This window comes from Clostridium weizhouense (assembly GCF_019431045.1).
GTDB lineage: Bacteria > Bacillota > Clostridia > Clostridiales > Clostridiaceae > Clostridium > Clostridium weizhouense.
On sequence record NZ_JAHXPT010000015.1, the window covers coordinates 28114 to 49334 of the forward strand.

Here is a 21221-nt window from a genome sequence, read left to right on the forward strand (position 1 = left end):
CCTGTTTTAATTTCAATGGATATTTGTTATTTTTTGATTATGTCTAAGTAGATGAAGTATTTTTCATTTATTAGATATGAAAGGAGTAATATAATGGAATTTTTAGAAATTGCCAAACAAGAAGCAAAATTTGCAATGTCTAATGGTGAAGTACCGGTAGGGGCTATTATTGTAAAGGACGGAATTATTATAGCTAAAGCTCATAACCTAAAGGAGAAGTTGAAAGATATAACAGCACATGCAGAAATTTTAGCAATTAAACAAGCTTCTGACTATATAGGAGATTGGCGATTAACAGGGTGTGAAATGTACGTTACGTTAGAACCTTGTCCTATGTGCGCTAGTGCAATTGCTCAAAGTAGAATTTCTAAATTACATATAGGAACTTTTAATAAAGATATGGGAGCATGTGGATCAGTAGTAAATCTTATAGATAGCATTTCATTAAACTATTTTGTAAGTGTTAATTGGCTTTATGATGAAGAGTGTTCTGAATTATTAACTAAATTTTTTGATAAAAAAAGGAATGTTAATAAATTTTAAGAAAATATTAAACAAATAGAGAAGGGCGGTTTATATGCAATTTATTCAAGTATTTGATGATAGAATATTAAATTTTATACAGGAGAATTTACGTAGTCCTATAATGGATAGAGTAATTCCTTTTATAACATCATTAGGAAATGGTGGGTTTATATGGATTGCAATAGCTATTATATTTATAATTACAAAAAAATATAGGAAGTATGGGTTAATAATGATACCAACATTAATTATATGTGGATTGATAGGAGATGTTACTATAAAACCTTTGGTTGGTAGAGAAAGACCTTTTAATATTACTGAAGGAATAGAATTACTTATAAAAGCACCAACAGGATTTTCATTTCCATCTGGACATACGATGTCTTCTTTTGCAGCAGCAGCAATAATTAGTAAAGCAAATAATAAATTTGGAATTTTAGCATTTATATTAGCGGCATTAATAGGTTTTTCAAGAATGTATTTATATGTACATTATCCTTCAGATGTGTTAGTTGGATGTATATTAGGCATAATTTTTAGTTCTATTATTTATAAAATAATTAATAGTAAATTAGAAAATTGTTAAAACATATTATATATTTAGATATGTTTTAAAACAGTGTTGATATTTTAGCATAAAACTGATGGACATATGAATTGATGTTCACTTAAAACATAGCAAAAAAATAGGTCTTATATAGAGTAAAAATTACTCTATATAAGACTAAAATTTTTTATAAATCAATTGTCCTTATTTTATTAAACCATTATACATTTGAGTATGCATTGGCCATCCGTTTTTAACATCATCTCCACTAGAGTCCCAAACTATTAAACCACCATAATTATTATCATTTATATAATTAATTCTTTCTTTTAATGATGTTTTATCTTCATATGTTAAAAATTGTTTAGTGTTAGCATTGTATAAATAAGGAGTTTTGGCTATAGGATCTCTATATTTTACCCAACCTTGAGCATTTTCAATATTCTTTATATCATACCAAGAATATTGACCACCATCTCCTAAATTTCCTTTAAAATTTGAATCTCCAGGTTGAAATAAGCCATCTCCATTAGGTCCAGGTTGAACATTTGCCCATCCTCTTGAATATAAAGGAGAACCTGCTAAAAGTTTGTTACTTGGAACATTATAAGTATCCCTAAATAGTTTCATTGCATCATCCATATCAAAATTTGGTCTTGTAGTATCATTAGGGTTAAGATATAAACCAGCAAGATGTCCTGTAACCTTGTCCCAGCCACCAGCAAAATCATAAGTCATTACTCCAATATAATCTACATATTGGGAATATTTATCTGGTTCAGTATTTTTTATTTTTGAAGCACCAGCTGATACAGCTACTGTTAAAAGTTTATCTTGCATATTATTTTCATCAAATGTTTCTCTAATAGTTTTTAATAATAGAGTAAAATTATGCTTATCCTCTGGTCCACCAACGCAACCTCTATCATATTGATCTTCAGAAGCTCTAGTTTCTGTTGGATATTCCCAATCTACATCTATTCCATCTATAAATGGATATTGTTTCATAACATCTACCATACTATTAGCTAATGTCTTTCTATTTTGTTCTGTAGAGGCTGCTTCATGGAACATGTTACTTCTTGTCCATCCTCCAACAGATATTAAAATTTTTACATTTGGATATTTTGATTTATAATATTTGTATTCACCAAAGTGACCAAATACTGTACCTTCTGGATAACCTGTGTTTGGATACTTATTCCAATCGGCTTTTGCTGCATGAGGGAAATTAGTATTTTCAAAGTCAGCATAACTGTCAGTAGTTTGAATTTTAAAATCGCTAGTTATTTCAAAAAATGCATGGTTAACATGTGTAATCTTGTCCCATGGAATTTTATCAACAGTAATATGCTGTTGTCCTGCTTGATATACTCCCCAGCTTGGAAAATAAGTAACTACTCTTTTAGTAGAATTACTAGAAGCATTAGCTATTACAGTATTTGAAGTAATGCAACCTGCTATAAGTAGTAGAGAAAGTAAAATACTTAAAGTTTTTTTCATGTTTACCACCCCTTAATATTTTATATTTTTACTTAAGTAAAAATATGTACTAATTTATGAATAGACTCTGTAGCTTTATGTCGTTTTACTATCTTTATTTAATGATAACATATACAGTTAAATAAGGAAATATATGTAAAGAAAATTTATATATCTGTTATGTTAAATGTATAACTCTTGCTTAATCTGTATTTTTATAGTAGGGGTTTTCACGAAATGTTAACGATAAATTATTTTAATTTAGAAAAATAGTATTTCTTATATTAATGGATTGAGGAATCATAATATGTAAAGTGTAACTTTCATTAATAAAGTGGATGGTGGTATAAAAGTATAAATTGAAGGTTTTTTATCTAAATTGTTATAATAAATTAAGAAAAAATTTAACTGATAGAGATATTAAAGGGAGATGTATTAGTTTTAGATTAATAACTAAAGTATTAACATTTAGTAGTTAAAAATAGTATTGTATATTTAAAACTCGCTATATAAATTTTCATATAAATATATTGACGCTAACTGGCTAAATTGCTATAATCTAATACGTTACAGTTAACATAGTAGACGTGTACAAATAGTATGAAAATAGGGAGAAATGTCCGAGAGGTCGAAGGAGCACGCCTGGAAAGCGTGTATAGGGGCAACTCTATCAGGGGTTCGAATCCCCTTTTCTCCGCCAAAATATTAATTGATTTTATAAAAAATCTTTAACATGTTTGTAATTAAAATGATTACAAACGTGTTTTTTTGTTTTTTAAATATATTATAAAAATTTGAAATATTTTAAATAAATATAAATATTTTGGAGAATAACTTAAAGTTAAAATTTAAAATATGATTTATAAAAGTATAGATTTAATTAAAGAAGAAAATTTACAATAACTAAATTAGTTTGTGATTAAAATTAAAAAATTATCCACATAATTTAAAAATATAATAAAAGTTATCAACAAATTTGTTGAAAAAATTCTTAAAACTGTTGATAAAATTATTAATATATAAAATCGAATAAAGTTGTTTACTAAGGTTTAATAGTTATAAAAAAATTTTCAATATATTTTTATACATGAGTAAATTGTAATATATCTATAATTTTTTATATAAACTAAACAAAAAAATTAATTAAATAGATAAATTAGATGACATATAATATTTTAGTTGTATAAATAATAGTATATATGTAAATAAAAACGTGATAATCCAAATAAAATTTTATTTTATAAAATCTTATTATTAGAATAACCTTGAATTTAAAAAGCTTATATGTTATTATTTAAAAGTATCTAAAATGTGTAATGATTTAATATGGTTTGACGTCTAATGGAGACGTAAGTTTTTCTTTGTTTATAAAGAAAAATATTTATTGAGGTTCGAATCCTCTTCATACCACCATTGCCGTGCTAGATGGGGAGTCAGCGGTGCCCTGTAACCTGCAATCCGCTATAGCAGGATTGAATTCCTCGCTTAGGTATTAATTCTTTATAGTCTGACCTTTGTAAGTGGTGTTGATGACTGGGTCCCACGCAATGTAAGCGCATGAACCTCGTCAGATCCGGAAGGAAGCAGCGATAAGTGCACACTGCATGTGCCGTGGATCAATCTGGTCTGAGCTAACTGCAGAGGTAACGTATAGGGGGTTTTTATCAACGTGAGGTGCACGGTTTATTTATAAACCTTCACAATGAAGGATTTTTTTTTGATTATTAAAAGGGTTATTCTTCAATAGGATTAACAATATAGGACAAAAACAATAGGATAAGAAAATGAGGAAATTTTATTAATAAAATTTCCTCATTTTCTTATCTATATCCTTTTTAAATTTATAAAAGTATATTCTAAGTTACTTTTTTCATCAACTAAAAGGTCAGATTTATATTCTACTTTAAATTCATTTTCATTAAATTCAGGGAAGTAAGTATCTCCAGAAAAATCTTTATTTATTTTAGTTAAATATAATTTATCTGCATATGGTAGCATTTGTTTATATATTTCTCCACCACCAATTACAAATACTTCTTCTTCACAGTTAGAATACTTTTCTATTAAATCATTAAAATCATTAAAAATTATTACTGAATCAGAGTTAACATTGAAATTTTTATCTCTAGTTAAAATTACATGTTTTCTATTCGGTAAAATACCAGGAAGAGATTCAAAAGTTTTCCTCCCCATAATCATTGTTTTACCAGTAGTAATTTCTTTAAATCTTTTTAAATCATTTGAAATATGCCATATTAATTTATTATCATTTCCAATAATATTATTTTTAGCTATTGCTACAATTAAAGATATCATATCTATATCTCTCCTTTTTTAAACTGATACAGGCATTTTTATTGATGGATGATAGTTATAATCTTCTAATTTAATATCATCAGGAGTAAAATCATAAAAATCTTTTATTTCAGGGTTTATCCAAAGTTTTGGTGCATCATAAGCTTCATTTTTTCTTGATAATTGAAGTTTCATTCCTTCAATTTGATTTTCATAAATATGTGCATTATTTATTACATGAGTAAATAAACCAGGTTTTAATCCAGTAACTTGTGCTATTAAATGTGTTAATACTGCATACTGAGTAGTATTAAACGGGACTCCAAGTGGTAAATCGCCAGAACGCTGAATTAACATGCAATTAAGTCTGCCATCTGTAACATCCCACATGCTTAAGAAACAACAAGGAGCTAGATTCATTTCAGGTAAGTCTTCCCAGTTCCATATATTAACCATCATTCTTCTATCTTGTGGGTTTTCTTTTAATGATTTTATAAGATTATCAATTTGGTGATATTTTTTAACTTGATATCCATAAGCTTTACCTATAGAACCATCTTCATCAGCCCATTCATCCCAAATGTGTCCATCTAAATCTTTAATATTATTACTTTGTTTTTGCATTATCCATAAGATTTCTTTTATAGAAGTTTTAAAAGCGACAAATTTTGTTGTTAATATAGGAAATTCTTTTTCTAAATTAAATTGCATTATTTGATGAGGTAATTTATAAGTTGCTACCCCAGTTCTATTGTTATCATAATATCCATTTTCAAGAATATCACTAGCTATGGCTAAATATTTATCATCATATAAACTCATAAAAATTTTAATCCTCCTATTTTAATATTAAATGTATTCTTAAGTATTTTATCATAGATAAATATATATTATAAGCTTACATAATTATAGCTATTAAAAGTAATTATCTACCAAAGATTATATTTTGAATTTATCAACTAAATAAGATAAAGTCTTAGAGGCTTTTTTATTTTTGTGAGATTTATTAAGTATTAAATTATTTTTATTACTTATATTCATTATGTTTTCAGTTATTAAGTTAGAATAATCAGTTACACTAGAAATTGATGATGTTAAATCCTCAATAGCACTAGATATTTGTTCTACTGATTCAGAAATATCATTTGAATTATTTGTAAAATTAGAAGTAATGTCTTTAAATGTTATTCCAGCATTTTTATAATTAAGTGTTATATTTATTACATTATCATAATTTTTAATTATGTCTTTTTCTAAAACATCTAATAAATAACTAGAGGATGATGATAATTCTTTAACAGCTTTTAAAACTTCGGTTATTACTAATTGAATATTATTAACTGATTCAGTAGATTGTTGAGCAAGTTTAGTTATTTCGTTAGCTACAATAGTAAATCCCTTTCCATCTTCTCCAGCTCTTGCAGCTTCAATAGCTGCATTTAATGATAATAAATTTGTTTGTTTTGAAATATCAAGTATACTATTTGCCATATCTGATATATTTTCAACAACTTTTACTTTATTTAAGGATGTCCTTAAATCATGACTAGCGTTAATATAAATTTTTTTAATATGTTTTTTTGATTTTAGTGTTTCTTCATGAATATCACTTGCATCTAGCTCTATTTTATTTGCTAAATTTAATCCTTCAGTAGCTTTTATTACACAAGATTTTGTATTATCATTTACAGTTTGACACATTGCACTTGTTTCTTGTAATGCAGAAGCAGATTCTTGCATGTTTGCAGAGATTTCAGCTATTGATTCAACCACTTTCTCAATTTCTTCAGAAATAGAAATAAGCATATTATCCATTTCGTTACTACTAGAGAAAATTTTATTGCTTTCATCTTTTACTAAAGTCATAGCATTATTTAAAGAATAAACACTTTCATTTAATGAGTTGATTACATGTCCAAAATCATCATTTTTAATTGATTTACCTATATAAGTAAGATTACAAGAGGATAGTTCAGAGGCATATTTTTTTATATTAAATAATTCTTTAGAAATATTATTTTTAATAAACAAAGATACAAAAATTCCTACAATAATAGTAAATAAAGATATTATTATTTGATTAATACCTGTCTTTACAGAATCATACATTATCTCTTCTTTGGTTACAGTAAGACCTAGTGACCAAGGTGTTCCAGAAACTGGTGTATATGCTACGAATGTATCTTTTCCATCAAGAGAATATATTTCTATATTAGAAATACCTTCCCCCATTTTTTTAACTAATTCTTTTAAGCTAGAATCTTTTTTAGAAGAACTAACAATATTAGTTTCATTAAATACAAGATCCATGTTTTTATGAGCAACATACTGACCAGATTTATTTAATAAAAATGCATAACCAGTTTTACCTACTTTTACATCTTGAACTATTTTATTTACATTTTTTAAATCTAATGTTCCACATATTGTACCAATCATTTTTCCATTATTATCTTTAATAGGATAAGTTAATGTTATGATTGATTCTTTTTCATTTTGTTTTATAAAAGGTTCTGTTATAAAAGGTTCACCTTTACTAGCTTTTATAAAGAAATCTTCTTTTGATAAATCAGTAGTTTTATTTGTATCTGCAAGATAAGCTATTCCGTCCATATCCATTATAAAGAGGTTATCAAAATTCCATTTTTCAATTTCATGTAAAAGCACATCGTGTTGTAGCTCCCAATTCATTGATTGTATCTCTGGAAGTTCAGATATATTATGAATTTCTGTGATTTTGTTTTCTAACTCTCTTGTAATAAAACTAGCACTGTCTTTAGTTCTAGCAGTTAAGTAATCTCTAGTTAATTTATCTAATGTATTTCTTGATTGAAAAAAAGAAATATAAGATAGAAAAAATGCAATAAGTACAACTAAAGAAGTTATACAAAGCATTATTTTTGTACCTACACTAATAGAGATAGTTTTTTTAAAAAATTTTTTCATGTTGTTTTTCTCCTTAAATGTCATCCTAAAATTAATCTTTAAGATTAAAATGAAAATTATTACATGGAAAAGTATAATATTATTTGAAATAATTTTCAATTGATTTACTTAAAAGCTGTACATAGACAATTTATTATCATATAATTTATCATTTTGTAATTATTAGTGTATAATAAGTATAAGATTTAAGGGAAAAAAGAAAGGTGGAGAAAGCCTTTGGGATATACAGCTTTATATAGAGAATGGAGACCAAAGACATTTAGTGATGTGGTTGGGCAAGAACATATTACCACAACATTAAAAAATGAAATTTTAAATGATAGAATTGCACATGCATACCTTTTTTGTGGAACAAGAGGAACAGGAAAAACTTCAACAGCTAAGGTAATGGCAAAGGCATTAAATTGTCTTGATTTAAGAGATGGTGAACCTTGTAATGAATGCGAAATGTGTAAAAAAATAAATGATGGTTTATCAATTGATGTTACAGAATTAGATGCTGCATCTAATAATGGTATAGATAGAATTAGGGATATTATAGATGATACTAAATATCCACCTCAAGAAGGAAAATATAAAATATATATACTAGATGAGGTTCATATGTTATCAACTGGTGCTGTTAATGCATTTTTAAAGACATTAGAAGAACCTCCAAGTAATGTAATATTTATATTAGCAACAACAGATCCTCAAAAGCTTCCTATAACTATATTATCTAGATGTCAAAGATTTGATTTTAAGAGAATAAACCAACAAGAAATTTCCACTAGATTAAGAATAATAACAAAAGCACAGGGAGTACTTGTTGATGATAAGAGTTTAGATTTAATTGCTAGAGTAGCAGATGGAGCTATGAGAGACTCTTTAAGTATATTAGATCAAGCAATTGCAATGGGAGATAATCATATTAAATATGAAGATTTAATAAGCATACTTGGTCTTGTTACAAATCAATATTTATTTGACATAACTGATGCAGTAATAGATAGAAACATTGAAAAATCTATGGTTATAATTGATCAGCTTGTTTACTCAGGTAAAGATATGCATTTATTTATTAAGGACTTAATAGAACATTTTAGAAATTTACTAATGGTTAAGGTTTCAAATAAACCAGAGGAAATTTTAGACATGTCTTTAGAAAATATAGATATGATTAAAGAGCAAGGAAAAAGAATTAGGGTTGAAGAAATAATGAGAGCAATCAGAATTCTTCAAGAAAGTGAAACTAATTCTAAAGTAAGTAAGCAAAGCAGATTATACCTAGAGCTTAGTATAATAAAAATGTGTAAAATAGAATATGACACTTCAAGTGAAGTGATGCTTGTGAGAATAAATAAACTAGAAGAAAATTTAAAAAGTGGAAAAATTAAAGTGGAAAAACAAACAGAATCTGTAACCAAAGAAGAAAATTTAGAATATAAACTTCCTATTAGAGAAAAAGTAAAAGAAGAGAATAAACCAGAAGAAGAGGAAGCAGAAGTAAATAGTGGATCGACTTTAACAATAGATAATATTAAAAGAGCTTGGTCAGAGATTTTAGAAGCATTTAAAGCAAGAAGAGCTATGGTTGTTTATGCATCTATTGTTACTGCAAAACCATATAAATTCCAAAATGGAATTGTTACTTTAATGTATGAGGAAGATTATGCATTTAATAAAAATAGGTTAGAAAAGCAAGAAAATAAAAAAGTTGTTAATGAGGTATTTTCTGATGTATTAAAAGACAAAATAATAGTTAGATATGATATTAAAAGTTCTAAATCTAATAATTTAAGTAAAGAAGATATGCTAAAGCAGAGATTAGATGGAGTGCCATTTGAGATATTAGATGAATAGAAATTAAGATATTTTTTTTAATTCTAGTAGAGTTATTTATGTAAAAGGAGGATATTATAGATAATTATAACTATCTTTTATGTAAGTAATGTATTTTATATAGTAAAGAATAAGAAAATGTTTTATAATAAAGGTTAGAAAATTTATTAAGAGGAGGATTTGTATGGCAAGAGGAGGATTCCCTGGTGGTTTCGGGGGAGGAAATATGAATAATCTTATGAAACAAGCGCAAAAGCTTCAAAAACAAATGGAAGATATGCAAAAAGAGCTTGAAGTAAAAGAATTTGAATCATCAGTAGGTGGCGGTGCTATCTCAGTAACTGTAACTGGTAAAAAAGAAGTGAAATCAATTAATATAAAGCCTGAAGTTGTAGATCCAGATGATGTAGAAATGCTTGAAGATTTAGTACTTACTGCAATTAATGAAGCATTAAGAAAAGCAGAAGAAGAAACTAGTAGCAAAATGGGCAAATTAACAGGCGGAATGCCAGGTGGATTATTTTAATAATTAAAGCCTAAGCAATGTAAAGCATACAGAACAGAGGGAACTCCTTCGAGCTGTATGCTTTTAACTTTAGAAATTATAAAGTATAGTTTTGTATTTTAGTTCAAATTATTTGATTTAAGGAGTAATGTAAAATGGAATTTTATCCCGTAGCCATAGAAAAATTAATAGAAGAATTTGCAAAGCTGCCAAGCATAGGAAAAAAGACTGCTCAAAGATTAACCTTACATATTTTAAATCTTCCAGATGATGAAGTAAGGGAATTTGCAACTGCTTTGGTTAAAGCAAAAGGAACAATTAAATACTGCTCAGTATGTGGGAATTTTACTGATTCTGATCCTTGTCCAGTATGTTCAAATCCTAGTAGAGATAAAGAAATAATATGTGTAGTAGAGCAACCTAAAGATATTATGACTATGGAAAAGGTTAAGGAGTATAATGGTCTATATCATGTATTACATGGAAATATATCTCCAATGCAAGGGAGAGGACCACAAGATATTAAGATAAGAGAGCTTGTTGCAAGAATGAGCGCAGATATAAAAGAAGTAATATTAGCAACTAATCCTAATATAGAAGGAGAAGCAACTGCTATGTATATAGCAAAAGTTTTAAAACCACTTGATGTAAAAGTAACTAGAATTGCAGCTGGAATTCCTGTTGGTGGAGATTTAGAATATGCTGACGAAGTAACATTATCAAAAGCAATGGAAGGCAGAAAAGAAATATAATAAAAAAGGAACCCAATGTATGTAATCGGGTTCCTGAAAAAGGTGTTATATAGATGGGAGTTAGAACTTTTTTGTTTGATATGAGTGAAAAGCTTCTTATGCTAATAATATATGAGCTCAATAAAAAAGTGTTACCACTTATAAGGCACATTCAAAAAAATAATATACCAGTATGCTTGTTTATTTTATGTCAGACTTTGTTACTAAGTCTCACTTAATATCTAACTATTAGCAAGCCTTAGCTTCTCGTCTAAAACAAAATATACATTGCATCTTTGATTGATTATTTTCTTTCATATGCCTAAAATAAAAATATAAAACATAAATATAAGTATACTCAATCCAAAATATGGATAAAATTCTAATAAGATATTTGGAGGTGAGTATATGAATAAAATAAAAATATTGGAATATTTAATGGAAAATATAGATGGTGATGATTTAAATGATCAACTTATTGAGGAATTAGAACAGGCAAAATCAGAAATGGATTCGGCTAGAAGTATGTTTGATAATGTTAATGATTCTAAGTTGATCGAAGTGGCAATTTTTGCAGAAGAGGTGGCTAAAAAAAGGTATGAATACTTATTACGCCTAGCAAAAGCAAAGGGAATTAAGGTAAACCATAATTATATATTACAAAAAAATATTTCAGTAAAATAATTATGAGATGGGGGACTAAATATGAGTGAACAATATTTGATATATGGATTAATAGGAATAGTACTATTATTTCTAATAGTTAAATTATTAAAATGGCCATTAAAAGTAATTTTAAATGGAGTTCTAGGAGTTATTATATTGTATATAGTAAATTTAGTTGGAGCAAATTTTAATTTTACTTTGCCAATTAATCCTATTACAGCTTTAATTGCAGGTTTTTTAGGAATACCAGGAGTGATAGCTTTGGCTATAATACAAGTATTTTTATAAATGCATAAATTATAAATATATATTTACAACTTAATATGAAATATATAATTTGATAATTAATATAAATAGAGTCTGCTATTTAAGATAACTTGTTTAAAGTTATTAATATAAATAGTACAGGCTCTATTTTATTAATATAGTATAAATTTTAATGAAATATTAATTTGCACATAATCCTGAAAATGGTAAATTATCTATTAATAATATTTTATGACCTTGATTTGCAAACTACCCATCTAAATTAATAGCTGTTGTAGTCTTTCCTACTCTACCTTTAGCATTAATTATAGATATAATATCACGCATTTATATTTTTCTATTGAACTTTAAAATAATCAATAAAGATTTCGTCCTATTGTTTACAAAATATATTGACACTTTATGGAAATGAGTGTATTATGAAATTGAATTCAAATTCAATTTATTGTAATTAAAGGAGATTTTTATGAATACTATTGGTTTTACTAAAGCAGAAAAAACAAAAGATTTAAAGAGAAAATCTATTCTTGAAGCAGCAGCAAAGGTCTTTTCTCAAAAAGGATACATTGAATCTTCAATAAAGGATATTACAAGTGAAGCATCTGTATCAGTAGGTTCTTTTTATTCTTACTTTAATAATAAAGAGGAAGTACTAGCACAGATATATCAAGAAATTTCTGATATGAGTTTAAAAGCTGCATCTGATGCTTCTATGACTGTAAAAGACAATGTTGTTAAAAAATTTACGTTGGCAATGACCAGTGCGATTTGTACATATGTAAATAATAAAGAGTTTTCAAAGATACTATTTGTAAAATCTATGGGAATTAATGAATCATTCGAAAAGAAACGTTGGGAGATATTAGATAAGACAAATGTTTATTTAAAAGGAATATTGGCACATTTAAACGAATTCCACTCATCTGGTATTAATGATATTAACGTAACTTCTATTTTACTTACTAACAGCTTATTTGGTGTTATAACCTACTGGCTTGATGAAAAGCTTGTAAGTAATTTTGAAGATATGATTTTCTCTTTGTGTACTTATCACCTTAGAGCCTTGAATATTGATTTTACAGATGATGAAGTAAATCAATATATACACGAAATACTCACATCAAATTATAAAGAACTTCTGAAATAGAAGAATATAAATTTATGGAGGTGAATATAATGCAAGAATATAGAACTAACGAAATTTATGGTGATTTTTATGAAAATGAAGGTAAGCCACTAGTTGTTATTTTAGGTGGTAGTAGACCTGGTCTTCCAACTCCCTTAAGTAAAGAACTGTTGAATTATTTAAAACAGAATTATAATGTTTTATTACTAGCATATTTTGGGGTTGGTGATCTACCAAAAACGTTAGAAAGGATTCCAATTGAATACTTTGTGAATTCTATTAGCTTTATCAAAGAAAAGTATAAAATAGCTGATAATCAAGTAGTTATTATTGGTCAATCTAAAGGTGGAGAAGCTGCTTTACTGTTATCAAATTACATAGATTCAGAGATTACTATTGCTTGTGTTGCTGGATGCTACGTATTTCAAGGTTTACCAGTTACTCCTGTTAGCATGAAATCTCCTAAATCTTCATGGTCATTAAATAATGAGAATTTGCCATATATTAAATTTTACTATGATGAAAATGTTATGAAAGAGGTAGAGAATAAGAATTATTGTAAATGTTATGAAATGTCTATAGAAAATAATTTTAATAAAGATGCATTGATTAATATTGACAACTATACAGGAAAAATATTATTTCTTTCAGCTGAAAATGACAAGTTCTGGCCAAGTAAAAAAATGAGTAATATTTTAGTTGAAAATAGCAAGAATAAAAATAATATTAACCATATTACTTTAGATTTAGATGGTCATTACTTTTTAGATTATGAGAAATCAGTTAATGAAATAATTAACTTTTTAAAGAGAAATACTGCATTTATTGTTTAATATTTAAACTCATTTTAATATAAAAAATGAGAATGTAGAAATATTATTAATAATGAGTATAGATAGGAAGTGTATGAATATGATATTTTTAATTTTTTGGTTAATAGGAATTATAACAACAATAATGAATCCTACAATAAGAACTGTACAAGCAATATCTACAAATTTGTTGTTCTATCAATTAGTAATAACATTAACTTTAACAGGTGTACAAGGTTTTTTAGGACATGTATTTAAATCAGATATGGTAGCAGAGTATATTGGTTGGGAAAAAGGAAGTCCATTTCAAAAAGAATTAGGATATGCTGAATTAGGATATGGAATTGCAGGTGTATTATGTATATGGATGGGTAGAGAGTTTTGGTTAGCAGTAATAGTAATAATCAGTCCATTATTTATTGGTGCTGCAATAGTACATTTAAAAGAAATGATGAAAAATAAAAATTTTAAGACTGGAAATTCTACTATATTATTGCCTGACTTAATTATACCACTATCACTAATTTCATTATATTTTATATCCGTATTTTAGTTAATATTAACAGTATTATTAATTTCATCTGTTAACTTACTAATTATATCTTGATATTTCTACTCTCTTTTTGCATGTAATGACTCTCTCTATGTTTGTTAAAATATAAAGATTAAACATAGAGAGAATAACCTATATCTCTTGATTTGAAGATATCTTTAATAACTCATTTTCTATATTACTCTTCTCTTATAATTAAAAATTCTTTTCTTTAAGAACATTTCTTTAAGAACATTTTGTTGTTACATAATTTTTGATAATCTTTAAGCCATAACTCCTTGTTTTATGTACAGCTTGCCTGCTTATTTTAAGCTTATTAGCTATTTGCATATCTGAATACTCACATAAATAATAATATTTCAAGATTAACTTTTGATGTTCTGTTAAAGCCTTTAAATTTAATAACTCATCAATAAATAAATTATTATCAATATTATTTTTTACACTAGTATCAAAGTTTTGTTGAATTATATTAATATCTAAAACCATTTCATTATTTTTAATTAGATAATACTTTTTACAATGATCAATTGCTTTATTATTTAAAGAAACTTGTATATATTTAACTAATCCACCTTCTGAAAAATTTTTTAATTTATCTAAATCTAATTTTCTTAACATTTGTATTAAATATATTATTAAATCTGTTTCAGCACCTTCATAAACCATTTTTCTAGAAAGTTTTTTTATTAATAGATTAAATTTATTAATAATCGTTAATAACGAATCTTCATCATTTTGTTTAACTCTAGTAATTAAATTATATAAACTCTTTTCCATAAATCCTCATCCTCATTTATTTTAATTTCATAAATAAAAACCAAAATTTAGGATAATTTGTAAACTCGAATTTTAGAAAAAGATTTATATATGTGTTACAAAATAAAAATCATCAATAAATAAAACTATTCATTAATACAAATTTCAGAAACGTTTATATTAAGTTGTTTACAAGGTTTGTGCTTATATTAAGCATTATATAATTTTAGATATAAATATAATTTAAAAAAGATGATTCCTAAATAATATAGAAATCATCTTTTCTTATCTTCTTAACCTTTTTTTTACTCTGTCAATGACATAAATATAAGGTTAAAATTCTTAATGTTTTTATTTTAAGAACAAAATTTATAGATATATTTTAAGAACTTGTCCCACGTAAATAAGATTAGGGTTACTAATATTATTCCATTTTTGAAGTTGAGCCACTGAAACTCCGAATCTTGTTGCTATTTTACTTAAAACATCTCCTCTTTTAACTGTATAAGTAGTAACTTTACTAGAATCTCCCTTTATTTTAAGAACTTGTCCCACGTAAATAAGATTAGGATTACTAATATTATTCCACTTTTGAAGTTGAGCCACTGAAACTCCAAACCTTGTTGCTATTTTACTTAAAACATCTCCACTTTTAACTGTGTAAGTAGTACCATCTGTATTATTATTATTACCACCACCGTCATTATATCTAAGAATACAATTCCAAGGTTTATTATAATAACTTCTAATACAAATTTCTCTACCTGTTTGATCTCCAGATTTTCCTCCTGTTGTTCTATTATTTTCATTTATACTAGCATGAACAATTTGTCCATTCCCAATAAACATTGCAGTATGTGAAGATGTATTTAGTAATACATCACCACGTTTTAATCCAGATCCATTTGATAATCTTATAGATGATGTTATATCAGAAAAACCACATTTAAGAAAAACGCTCTTCATATTACCAGTATAAGTAGCACCTCTACTTTTTACTGGAACACCAGCTGTCTCCCATGCAGTAATAACAGCAGAAGAACAATCATAGTTAGGCCCCCATCTATGTGTTTGATCATATCCATGACTGTTATCATTTGCTAAATTAATCATCCATGTTGTTGCTTTTTCAATTTTTCCCATAATAAAACCTCCTAAATATTGTTTGTAAAATTATCAGCGCTGAGTAACTTTGTCTATTAAGAACGTTTTATTATTGAGATATGTAAACTCAATTTAAATATTTTTAATAAAAATTACTTAAATAATTTTTTATAGTGTTAAAATCCTGTTTATTTATTCTTTTTCAATATAGATTTAATTTTTTGCATATAATTTATAGATAACTTAATTATAATAATATTGTAATTACTATTTTTTAAATAAAGGGGGCTAAATTATCAAAAAAAATTTAATTTTAATACTATCTTTAATTTTAATTTTCATTCTAATTTTCATTTTAGTTGGTTGTAATAGTGATAAAAGAGAAAATAAGTCTGTACAAGATACTAATGAAAATCAAACGTTAGAAGATGATTCAAAAGATATTAACAATAAAGTACAAGCTACTAATAAACAAGATAGTGTTAATGAAAAAAAAGAGAGCGATTCAAATAATATAAAATCAACTAAAGTAAATCAAGATAAACAAGTAGTAAAAAATAAAAATAATATTCCTCAAAAAATAACAAAAGTAAATAGTAAAGTTAAATTATATGAAGGTGCTTATTTTGATGATAAACGTTTTGGAGATAATCTATTAAAAAATTATTGTGAAGTTGTAATTTCTAATGTAACTAATACTTCTTTTGATTTTACTGCTTATGAAGTAAATATATTGAGTTCTGGAAAAGAAAATAAAAAGGTTATTTTCCTTACAAATACAGCTTATTTTACAGGAGATGGAACAAAAGCTACTTTTTATGGAAATGATTATACTCTTAACTTTACATTTCCGAATAATCATGATGCATATCCTGTTGTAACAGACATGGAGATCTTTGGCTTCAAGGGATTAGAAGGTAAGACTTATGTTAATAATGGGATACCAGGACATGAATTCGGATAAAACAAATATTAGATATATTTTATTAAAAAAAGTCATCTAGAAATAATATATAGATGACTTTTTTAATATAAATTTTCAGTCTATTTTTATAATTTTGCGTTTGCTCATGATAGGTACCATCTCATAATTAGTTTTTATATTTATAAAAAGATATAGAATCTAAATGCTTTTTCATATATTAAGAAATTATTACAATTATATACTTTTTTAGAAAATATACCATTAAATATGATATATTTATAATTGATATTATTTGAATATGGAAAAATAAATACTATCAGCAAAAGGAGGTTAGTATTTATGATAGAAAAATATAAACTAGATTTTAGATTATTAAAGAGATTGGATTTTAAGCTATTAATTGCTTTAATTACTCTTATATTATTTGGTATTATTAATATCTATTTATGTACTAAAGGGGATGTTTTTAATAGTCCTTTTTTATTTACTAAAAAACAATTAATATGGTTTTTTATTTCACTAATTTCAATGTATTTATTTTTAACTTTTGATTATAAAATCATATATAGATATGTTCCAATAATATATTGGATAACAATTGCACTTCTAATTGCAGTTTGGATACCTGGAATAGGTACAACTATTAAAGGGGAACGTGGTTGGATAAATTTAAGGATTTTTTTATTACAGCCATCTGAAATAACTAAATTTTCTATAATTTTAATGTTATCTAAATTATTAGAAGATATGAATTGTGATATTAATAATTTAAAGAATTTTATAAAGCTTTTACTTTATGTTTCACTTCCTATGGGATTAATTTTAATCCAAAAAGATATGGGAATGACAATGGTATGCTTCTTTATTATTTTAGGCATGGTGTATATAGCTGGATTAAATTTAAAAGTAATATTAGGCGGATTTTTAACTATCGTATTAGGTATAGTTATTTTATGGAATTCAGGACTAATATTTCAACATCAAAAAGATAGGATTCTGGAATTTTTAAGTGCCAATAGTGACACATCAGGTAATGGGTATCAGCTTTCTCAAGGGCTAATTAGTATTGGATCTGGAGGATTATTTGGTGATAGTTTATCATTAAATCCAAAAGTATCTCCAGGATATGCTGGAACTCATGTTCCTGAAATTCAAACAGACTTTATTTTTACTGCTATAGCAGAACAATGGGGAGTTATAGGGGGATTATTCTTATTATTTTTATATGGAATATTGATTATAAAAATATTAAAAATCGCAAGAAAAGCTCGGGATAAATTTGGAGAATTAATTTGTGTTGGTATGGCTTCATACATTTTATTTGCTATAACTCAAAATATTGGGATGACATTAGGATTAATTCCAATTACAGGTATAACTTTACCATTCATAAGTTATGGTGGAAGTTCTTTATTAACAACAATGATTTCTATGGCATTAATTCTTAATATAGAAATGAGAACAAAAAAATTAACTTTTAGTAAATAAACTCTATTTTTATATTTAATTAAACAAAAAAGTATAATTAATAAAAAATATTAACCCAAAACTTAGACTATGAGCTATAAATTTTTTATAACTCATAGTCTATTTATTTATTATATTACTTATATTTTAAATTAATGAAAATTAAATTCTAATATTATTCCATTATATAAATTTATTAAATAAGATTAGTTTTTATATAAAAATTAAGAATAATTAATAAATTTTAAGAATTTATATAATTATTTATTAAGTTATTGTGGGTATACTTTATTAATAGTTAGATACATTCAAAAAAATTAATACGGTAGTAATGATTATCTATTATTTTCTTTTGAGTGTATTAAGTTTAGGAGGAAGAGCTATGAATGTTTTAGAAATAAAAAATGTACACAAAACATTGGGGAAGAGAGCAATAATAAAGGGTATAGATCTTTCAGTAAAGGAAGGTGAAATATTTGGATTTCTGGGCCCAAATGGAGCAGGAAAAACAACTACTATAAGAATGTTAGTTGGGCTTATAACTCAAACACGTGGAGATATAGTAATATGTGGACATAATTTAATTAAAGAAAAAGAAAAAGCATTAAAAGATGTTGGAGCAGTAGTTGAAAATCCAGAGCTTTATAAATATTTATCAGGAAAAGAAAATTTAGTTCAAATTGCAAGAATTAGAAAGGCATCAATGAGGCAAGTAAATGAATTAGTAAAACTTGTTGGTCTTGAAGAAAGAATTAATGACAAGGTAGGTAAATATTCATTAGGTATGAAACAAAGGCTTGGACTTGCAGCGGCATTAATAGGAAATCCTAAATTACTTATATTAGATGAACCAACTAATGGACTTGATCCATCAGGAATATTAGAATTTAGAGCTGTAATAAAAAAAGCTGCTAAAGAAAAAGGTATGGCTGTTTTTATATCTTCTCATATTTTAAGTGAAGTACAAAATTTATGTGATAGAGTTGCGTTTATAAATAATGGTCTTATACAATCAATAGAAGAAATAAAAGGACAAAACATTAGCACAGATAAAGATAGTGTAACATTAATTAGTACTACAGATAAAGATATGGTACTTAAAGTTATTAAAAATATACCATATGTAATTGAAAGTAAACTAGAAGGCAAAGAAATAAATATATTATTAGAAAAAAATATGTCCTCTAAGTTAATTAAAAAGTTAGTAAGTGAAAATATCGATATATGTGAGTTTTATAAAAATAGACAGGGATTGGAAGAAAGATATATGGAGCTTATGGAAGGAGGAATTAAATAATGTTATTTTTATTAATAAAGAATGAACTTATAAAAATTTTAAAAAGAACTAAAACATGGATTGTATTTGGATTATTTGTTTTATTTATTGGTGTGGGTATGTATGGTCTTTATAGCAGAGAAAAGGATATGGAAAAATATAATTCACCTCAATATAGATTAGAGCAAGTTACTCAAGAGATTAAACATACAAAAGAATCTATTAAAAATTTTGAAGAAAGTACAAACCCTGAAGATAAAGGAGATCTAGTTAATCTTAAGGAAAGTTTAAAAGCTTATGAGGAAGAGCAAACAAAATATCAAGAACAAGTAAAAAATGGTGTTAATCTAGATCAATGGAAAATAGATTTAGATGAAAATATTAAATCTTATGAAGAATCATTAAATAATAAAAATCTTTCAGAATCAAATAAAGCAACAATTACAGAAGAATTAAATGAACTTAAATATTTAAAGGAAAATAACATTAAGCCTTTACATGGATACGAATTTAATGCTTATAATTATATGGATACAATAATTGGAATTTTAGGCGCAGTTTTATTAGTAGTTGGAATATCTATATTTATGAGTGATATTGTATCAGGGGAATGTACACCACCAACATTAAAATTCCTATTAGTACAACCTATATCAAGAGGAAAAGTGTTATTATCTAAATTTATAGCGGTTACTATTACAGTAATTACAATGATTATGTCAGTTGAATGTTTAGCATTTTTAGGAATGGGACTTGTAAAGGGATTTGATGCAGGAAATTATCCTAAAACTCTTGGTGTTAGATATTTATTAGATTTTTCTAATGCAGCAAACAGAGGTGGTAATCCAGATTTTATACGTGTAGCTGGAAGTGGACATTTTGCTACATTCAATGATTTTGTAATCAAATCATTATTATTACAAATATTATTTATGATAACTTGTTGTGCATTTATATTTTTAATATCTACATTGTTCAAAAGTAGTACTGTATCAACAACTATAGCAATTATAGTTGCAGTAGCTGGAACAGTAGCATTCCAAATGTTTGCATTTTTAAAGAGATTTGCCCATCTTGTTTTCTTAAATTATGGTCAAGTAAATTCAGTAATAACTGGGGATATAGCATATAGCTATAACAATGTAAATTTAACACCTGTAAATGCAATCATAGTAATGTGCGTTACTACAATAATTAGTTATATCATTGCACATGTTGTATTTAAAAAGAAAGATATACTTATTTAGTAAACAGATGTATGTTTAAGCTAAGGTTGATATTATACTAAAAGATCAATATTATTTAAACATGTTTAAATAATAGAATTAGTATACATTAATAAATCTATTTTTTAAGTTGGACATTAAGTATTTTCTTATATTTGTAACAATGTTTGTACTGCTATATAATAAAA

At 26.0% G+C, this 21221-nt stretch carries 20 protein-coding genes, 1 tRNA gene and 1 other RNA gene; 16 read left to right on the forward strand and 6 right to left on the reverse strand.

What is annotated here, in order from left to right:
• Positions 1-93: 93 nt before the first annotated feature.
• Positions 94-543 (forward strand): nucleoside deaminase, encoded by a 450-nt coding sequence (locus tag KYD98_RS15595; protein WP_219780978.1) that lies wholly within the window; start codon positions 94-96, stop codon positions 541-543.
• Between the two features lie 34 nt (positions 544-577).
• Positions 578-1111 (forward strand): phosphatase PAP2 family protein, encoded by a 534-nt coding sequence (locus tag KYD98_RS15600; protein ID WP_219780979.1) that lies wholly within the window; start codon positions 578-580, stop codon positions 1109-1111.
• Between the two features lie 165 nt (positions 1112-1276).
• On the opposite strand, the gene KYD98_RS15605 is transcribed toward KYD98_RS15600, so the two are convergent.
• A complete protein-coding gene (locus KYD98_RS15605; RefSeq protein WP_219780980.1) occupies positions 1277-2575 on the reverse strand; it encodes a glycoside hydrolase family 18 protein in 1299 nt (432 codons plus the stop codon).
• A gap of 589 nt (positions 2576-3164) precedes the next feature.
• On the opposite strand from KYD98_RS15605, the gene KYD98_RS15610 reads away from it, so the two are divergent.
• Together KYD98_RS15610 and ffs are read left to right on the forward strand one after the other, a co-directional pair.
• Positions 3165-3254, forward strand: a tRNA-Ser gene (locus KYD98_RS15610).
• A gap of 716 nt (positions 3255-3970) precedes the next feature.
• Positions 3971-4236, forward strand: an RNA gene (gene ffs, locus KYD98_RS15615) — signal recognition particle sRNA large type.
• A 142-nt stretch (positions 4237-4378) separates the two neighbouring features.
• Here the strand turns inward: ffs and KYD98_RS15620 are convergent.
• The 3 genes from KYD98_RS15620 to KYD98_RS15630 all read right to left on the reverse strand — a co-directional run bounded on the left by KYD98_RS15620 (position 4379) and on the right by KYD98_RS15630 (position 7795).
• On the reverse strand, positions 4379-4870 hold the full coding sequence (locus KYD98_RS15620; protein WP_219780981.1) for a dihydrofolate reductase: 492 nt from the start codon (positions 4868-4870) through the stop codon (positions 4379-4381).
• A gap of 18 nt (positions 4871-4888) precedes the next feature.
• The gene (locus KYD98_RS15625) at positions 4889-5671 is read right to left on the reverse strand and encodes a thymidylate synthase (protein WP_219780982.1); all 783 of its coding nucleotides are present in this window, start codon (positions 5669-5671) and stop codon (positions 4889-4891) included.
• Between the two features lie 117 nt (positions 5672-5788).
• Positions 5789-7795 carry a methyl-accepting chemotaxis protein gene (locus KYD98_RS15630; protein ID WP_219780983.1) on the reverse strand — a complete coding sequence of 669 codons (2007 nt, stop codon included), beginning with the start codon at positions 7793-7795 and terminating at the stop codon, positions 5789-5791.
• 216 nt (positions 7796-8011) lie between these two features.
• On the opposite strand from KYD98_RS15630, the gene dnaX reads away from it, so the two are divergent.
• The 8 genes from dnaX to KYD98_RS15670 all read left to right on the forward strand — a co-directional run bounded on the left by dnaX (position 8012) and on the right by KYD98_RS15670 (position 14276).
• Positions 8012-9637, forward strand: a complete 1626-nt coding sequence (gene dnaX, locus KYD98_RS15635) for a DNA polymerase III subunit gamma/tau (protein WP_219780984.1) — start codon at positions 8012-8014, stop codon at positions 9635-9637.
• Positions 9638-9800: 163 nt separating this feature from the next.
• Positions 9801-10142 carry a YbaB/EbfC family nucleoid-associated protein gene (locus KYD98_RS15640; protein WP_219780985.1) on the forward strand — a complete coding sequence of 114 codons (342 nt, stop codon included), beginning with the start codon at positions 9801-9803 and terminating at the stop codon, positions 10140-10142.
• Between the two features lie 134 nt (positions 10143-10276).
• Positions 10277-10873, forward strand: coding sequence for a recombination mediator RecR (gene recR / locus KYD98_RS15645; protein WP_219780986.1), 597 nt, complete (start codon positions 10277-10279; stop codon positions 10871-10873).
• Between the two features lie 387 nt (positions 10874-11260).
• Positions 11261-11536 (forward strand): YaaL family protein, encoded by a 276-nt coding sequence (locus KYD98_RS15650; RefSeq protein WP_219780987.1) that lies wholly within the window; start codon positions 11261-11263, stop codon positions 11534-11536.
• Positions 11537-11557: 21 nt separating this feature from the next.
• A complete protein-coding gene (locus KYD98_RS15655) occupies positions 11558-11806 on the forward strand; it encodes a pro-sigmaK processing inhibitor BofA family protein (protein WP_219780988.1) in 249 nt (82 codons plus the stop codon).
• A 445-nt stretch (positions 11807-12251) separates the two neighbouring features.
• Positions 12252-12932 carry a TetR/AcrR family transcriptional regulator gene (locus KYD98_RS15660; protein WP_219780989.1) on the forward strand — a complete coding sequence of 227 codons (681 nt, stop codon included), beginning with the start codon at positions 12252-12254 and terminating at the stop codon, positions 12930-12932.
• A 29-nt stretch (positions 12933-12961) separates the two neighbouring features.
• A complete protein-coding gene (locus KYD98_RS15665; protein ID WP_219780990.1) occupies positions 12962-13744 on the forward strand; it encodes an acyl-CoA thioester hydrolase/BAAT C-terminal domain-containing protein in 783 nt (260 codons plus the stop codon).
• A 79-nt stretch (positions 13745-13823) separates the two neighbouring features.
• A complete protein-coding gene (locus KYD98_RS15670) occupies positions 13824-14276 on the forward strand; it encodes a DUF6790 family protein (protein ID WP_219780991.1) in 453 nt (150 codons plus the stop codon).
• 225 nt (positions 14277-14501) lie between these two features.
• Here KYD98_RS15670 and KYD98_RS15675 read toward each other — a convergent pair whose 3' ends face one another.
• On the reverse strand, positions 14502-15056 hold the full coding sequence (locus tag KYD98_RS15675) for a sigma-70 family RNA polymerase sigma factor (RefSeq protein ID WP_219780992.1): 555 nt from the start codon (positions 15054-15056) through the stop codon (positions 14502-14504).
• A 348-nt stretch (positions 15057-15404) separates the two neighbouring features.
• Complete coding sequence (locus tag KYD98_RS18290) at positions 15405-16178, reverse strand: LysM peptidoglycan-binding domain-containing protein (RefSeq protein WP_258049869.1); 774 nt, start codon at positions 16176-16178, stop codon at positions 15405-15407.
• Between the two features lie 694 nt (positions 16179-16872).
• Here KYD98_RS18290 and KYD98_RS15685 point away from each other — a divergent pair.
• The 4 genes from KYD98_RS15685 to KYD98_RS15700 all read left to right on the forward strand — a co-directional run bounded on the left by KYD98_RS15685 (position 16873) and on the right by KYD98_RS15700 (position 21054).
• Complete coding sequence (locus KYD98_RS15685; RefSeq protein WP_219780993.1) at positions 16873-17103, forward strand: hypothetical protein; 231 nt, start codon at positions 16873-16875, stop codon at positions 17101-17103.
• Between the two features lie 300 nt (positions 17104-17403).
• Positions 17404-18552 carry an FtsW/RodA/SpoVE family cell cycle protein gene (locus KYD98_RS15690; RefSeq protein ID WP_219780994.1) on the forward strand — a complete coding sequence of 383 codons (1149 nt, stop codon included), beginning with the start codon at positions 17404-17406 and terminating at the stop codon, positions 18550-18552.
• Between the two features lie 361 nt (positions 18553-18913).
• Positions 18914-19828: an ABC transporter ATP-binding protein gene (locus KYD98_RS15695; protein ID WP_219780995.1), complete on the forward strand. Its 915-nt coding sequence runs from the start codon at positions 18914-18916 to the stop codon at positions 19826-19828.
• Entirely contained in the window at positions 19828-21054 is a 1227-nt protein-coding gene (locus tag KYD98_RS15700; RefSeq protein WP_219780996.1) for a DUF2705 family protein, read from the forward strand. Before KYD98_RS15695 ends, KYD98_RS15700 begins: the two co-directional genes overlap by 1 nt.
• Positions 21055-21221 lie beyond the last annotated feature (167 nt).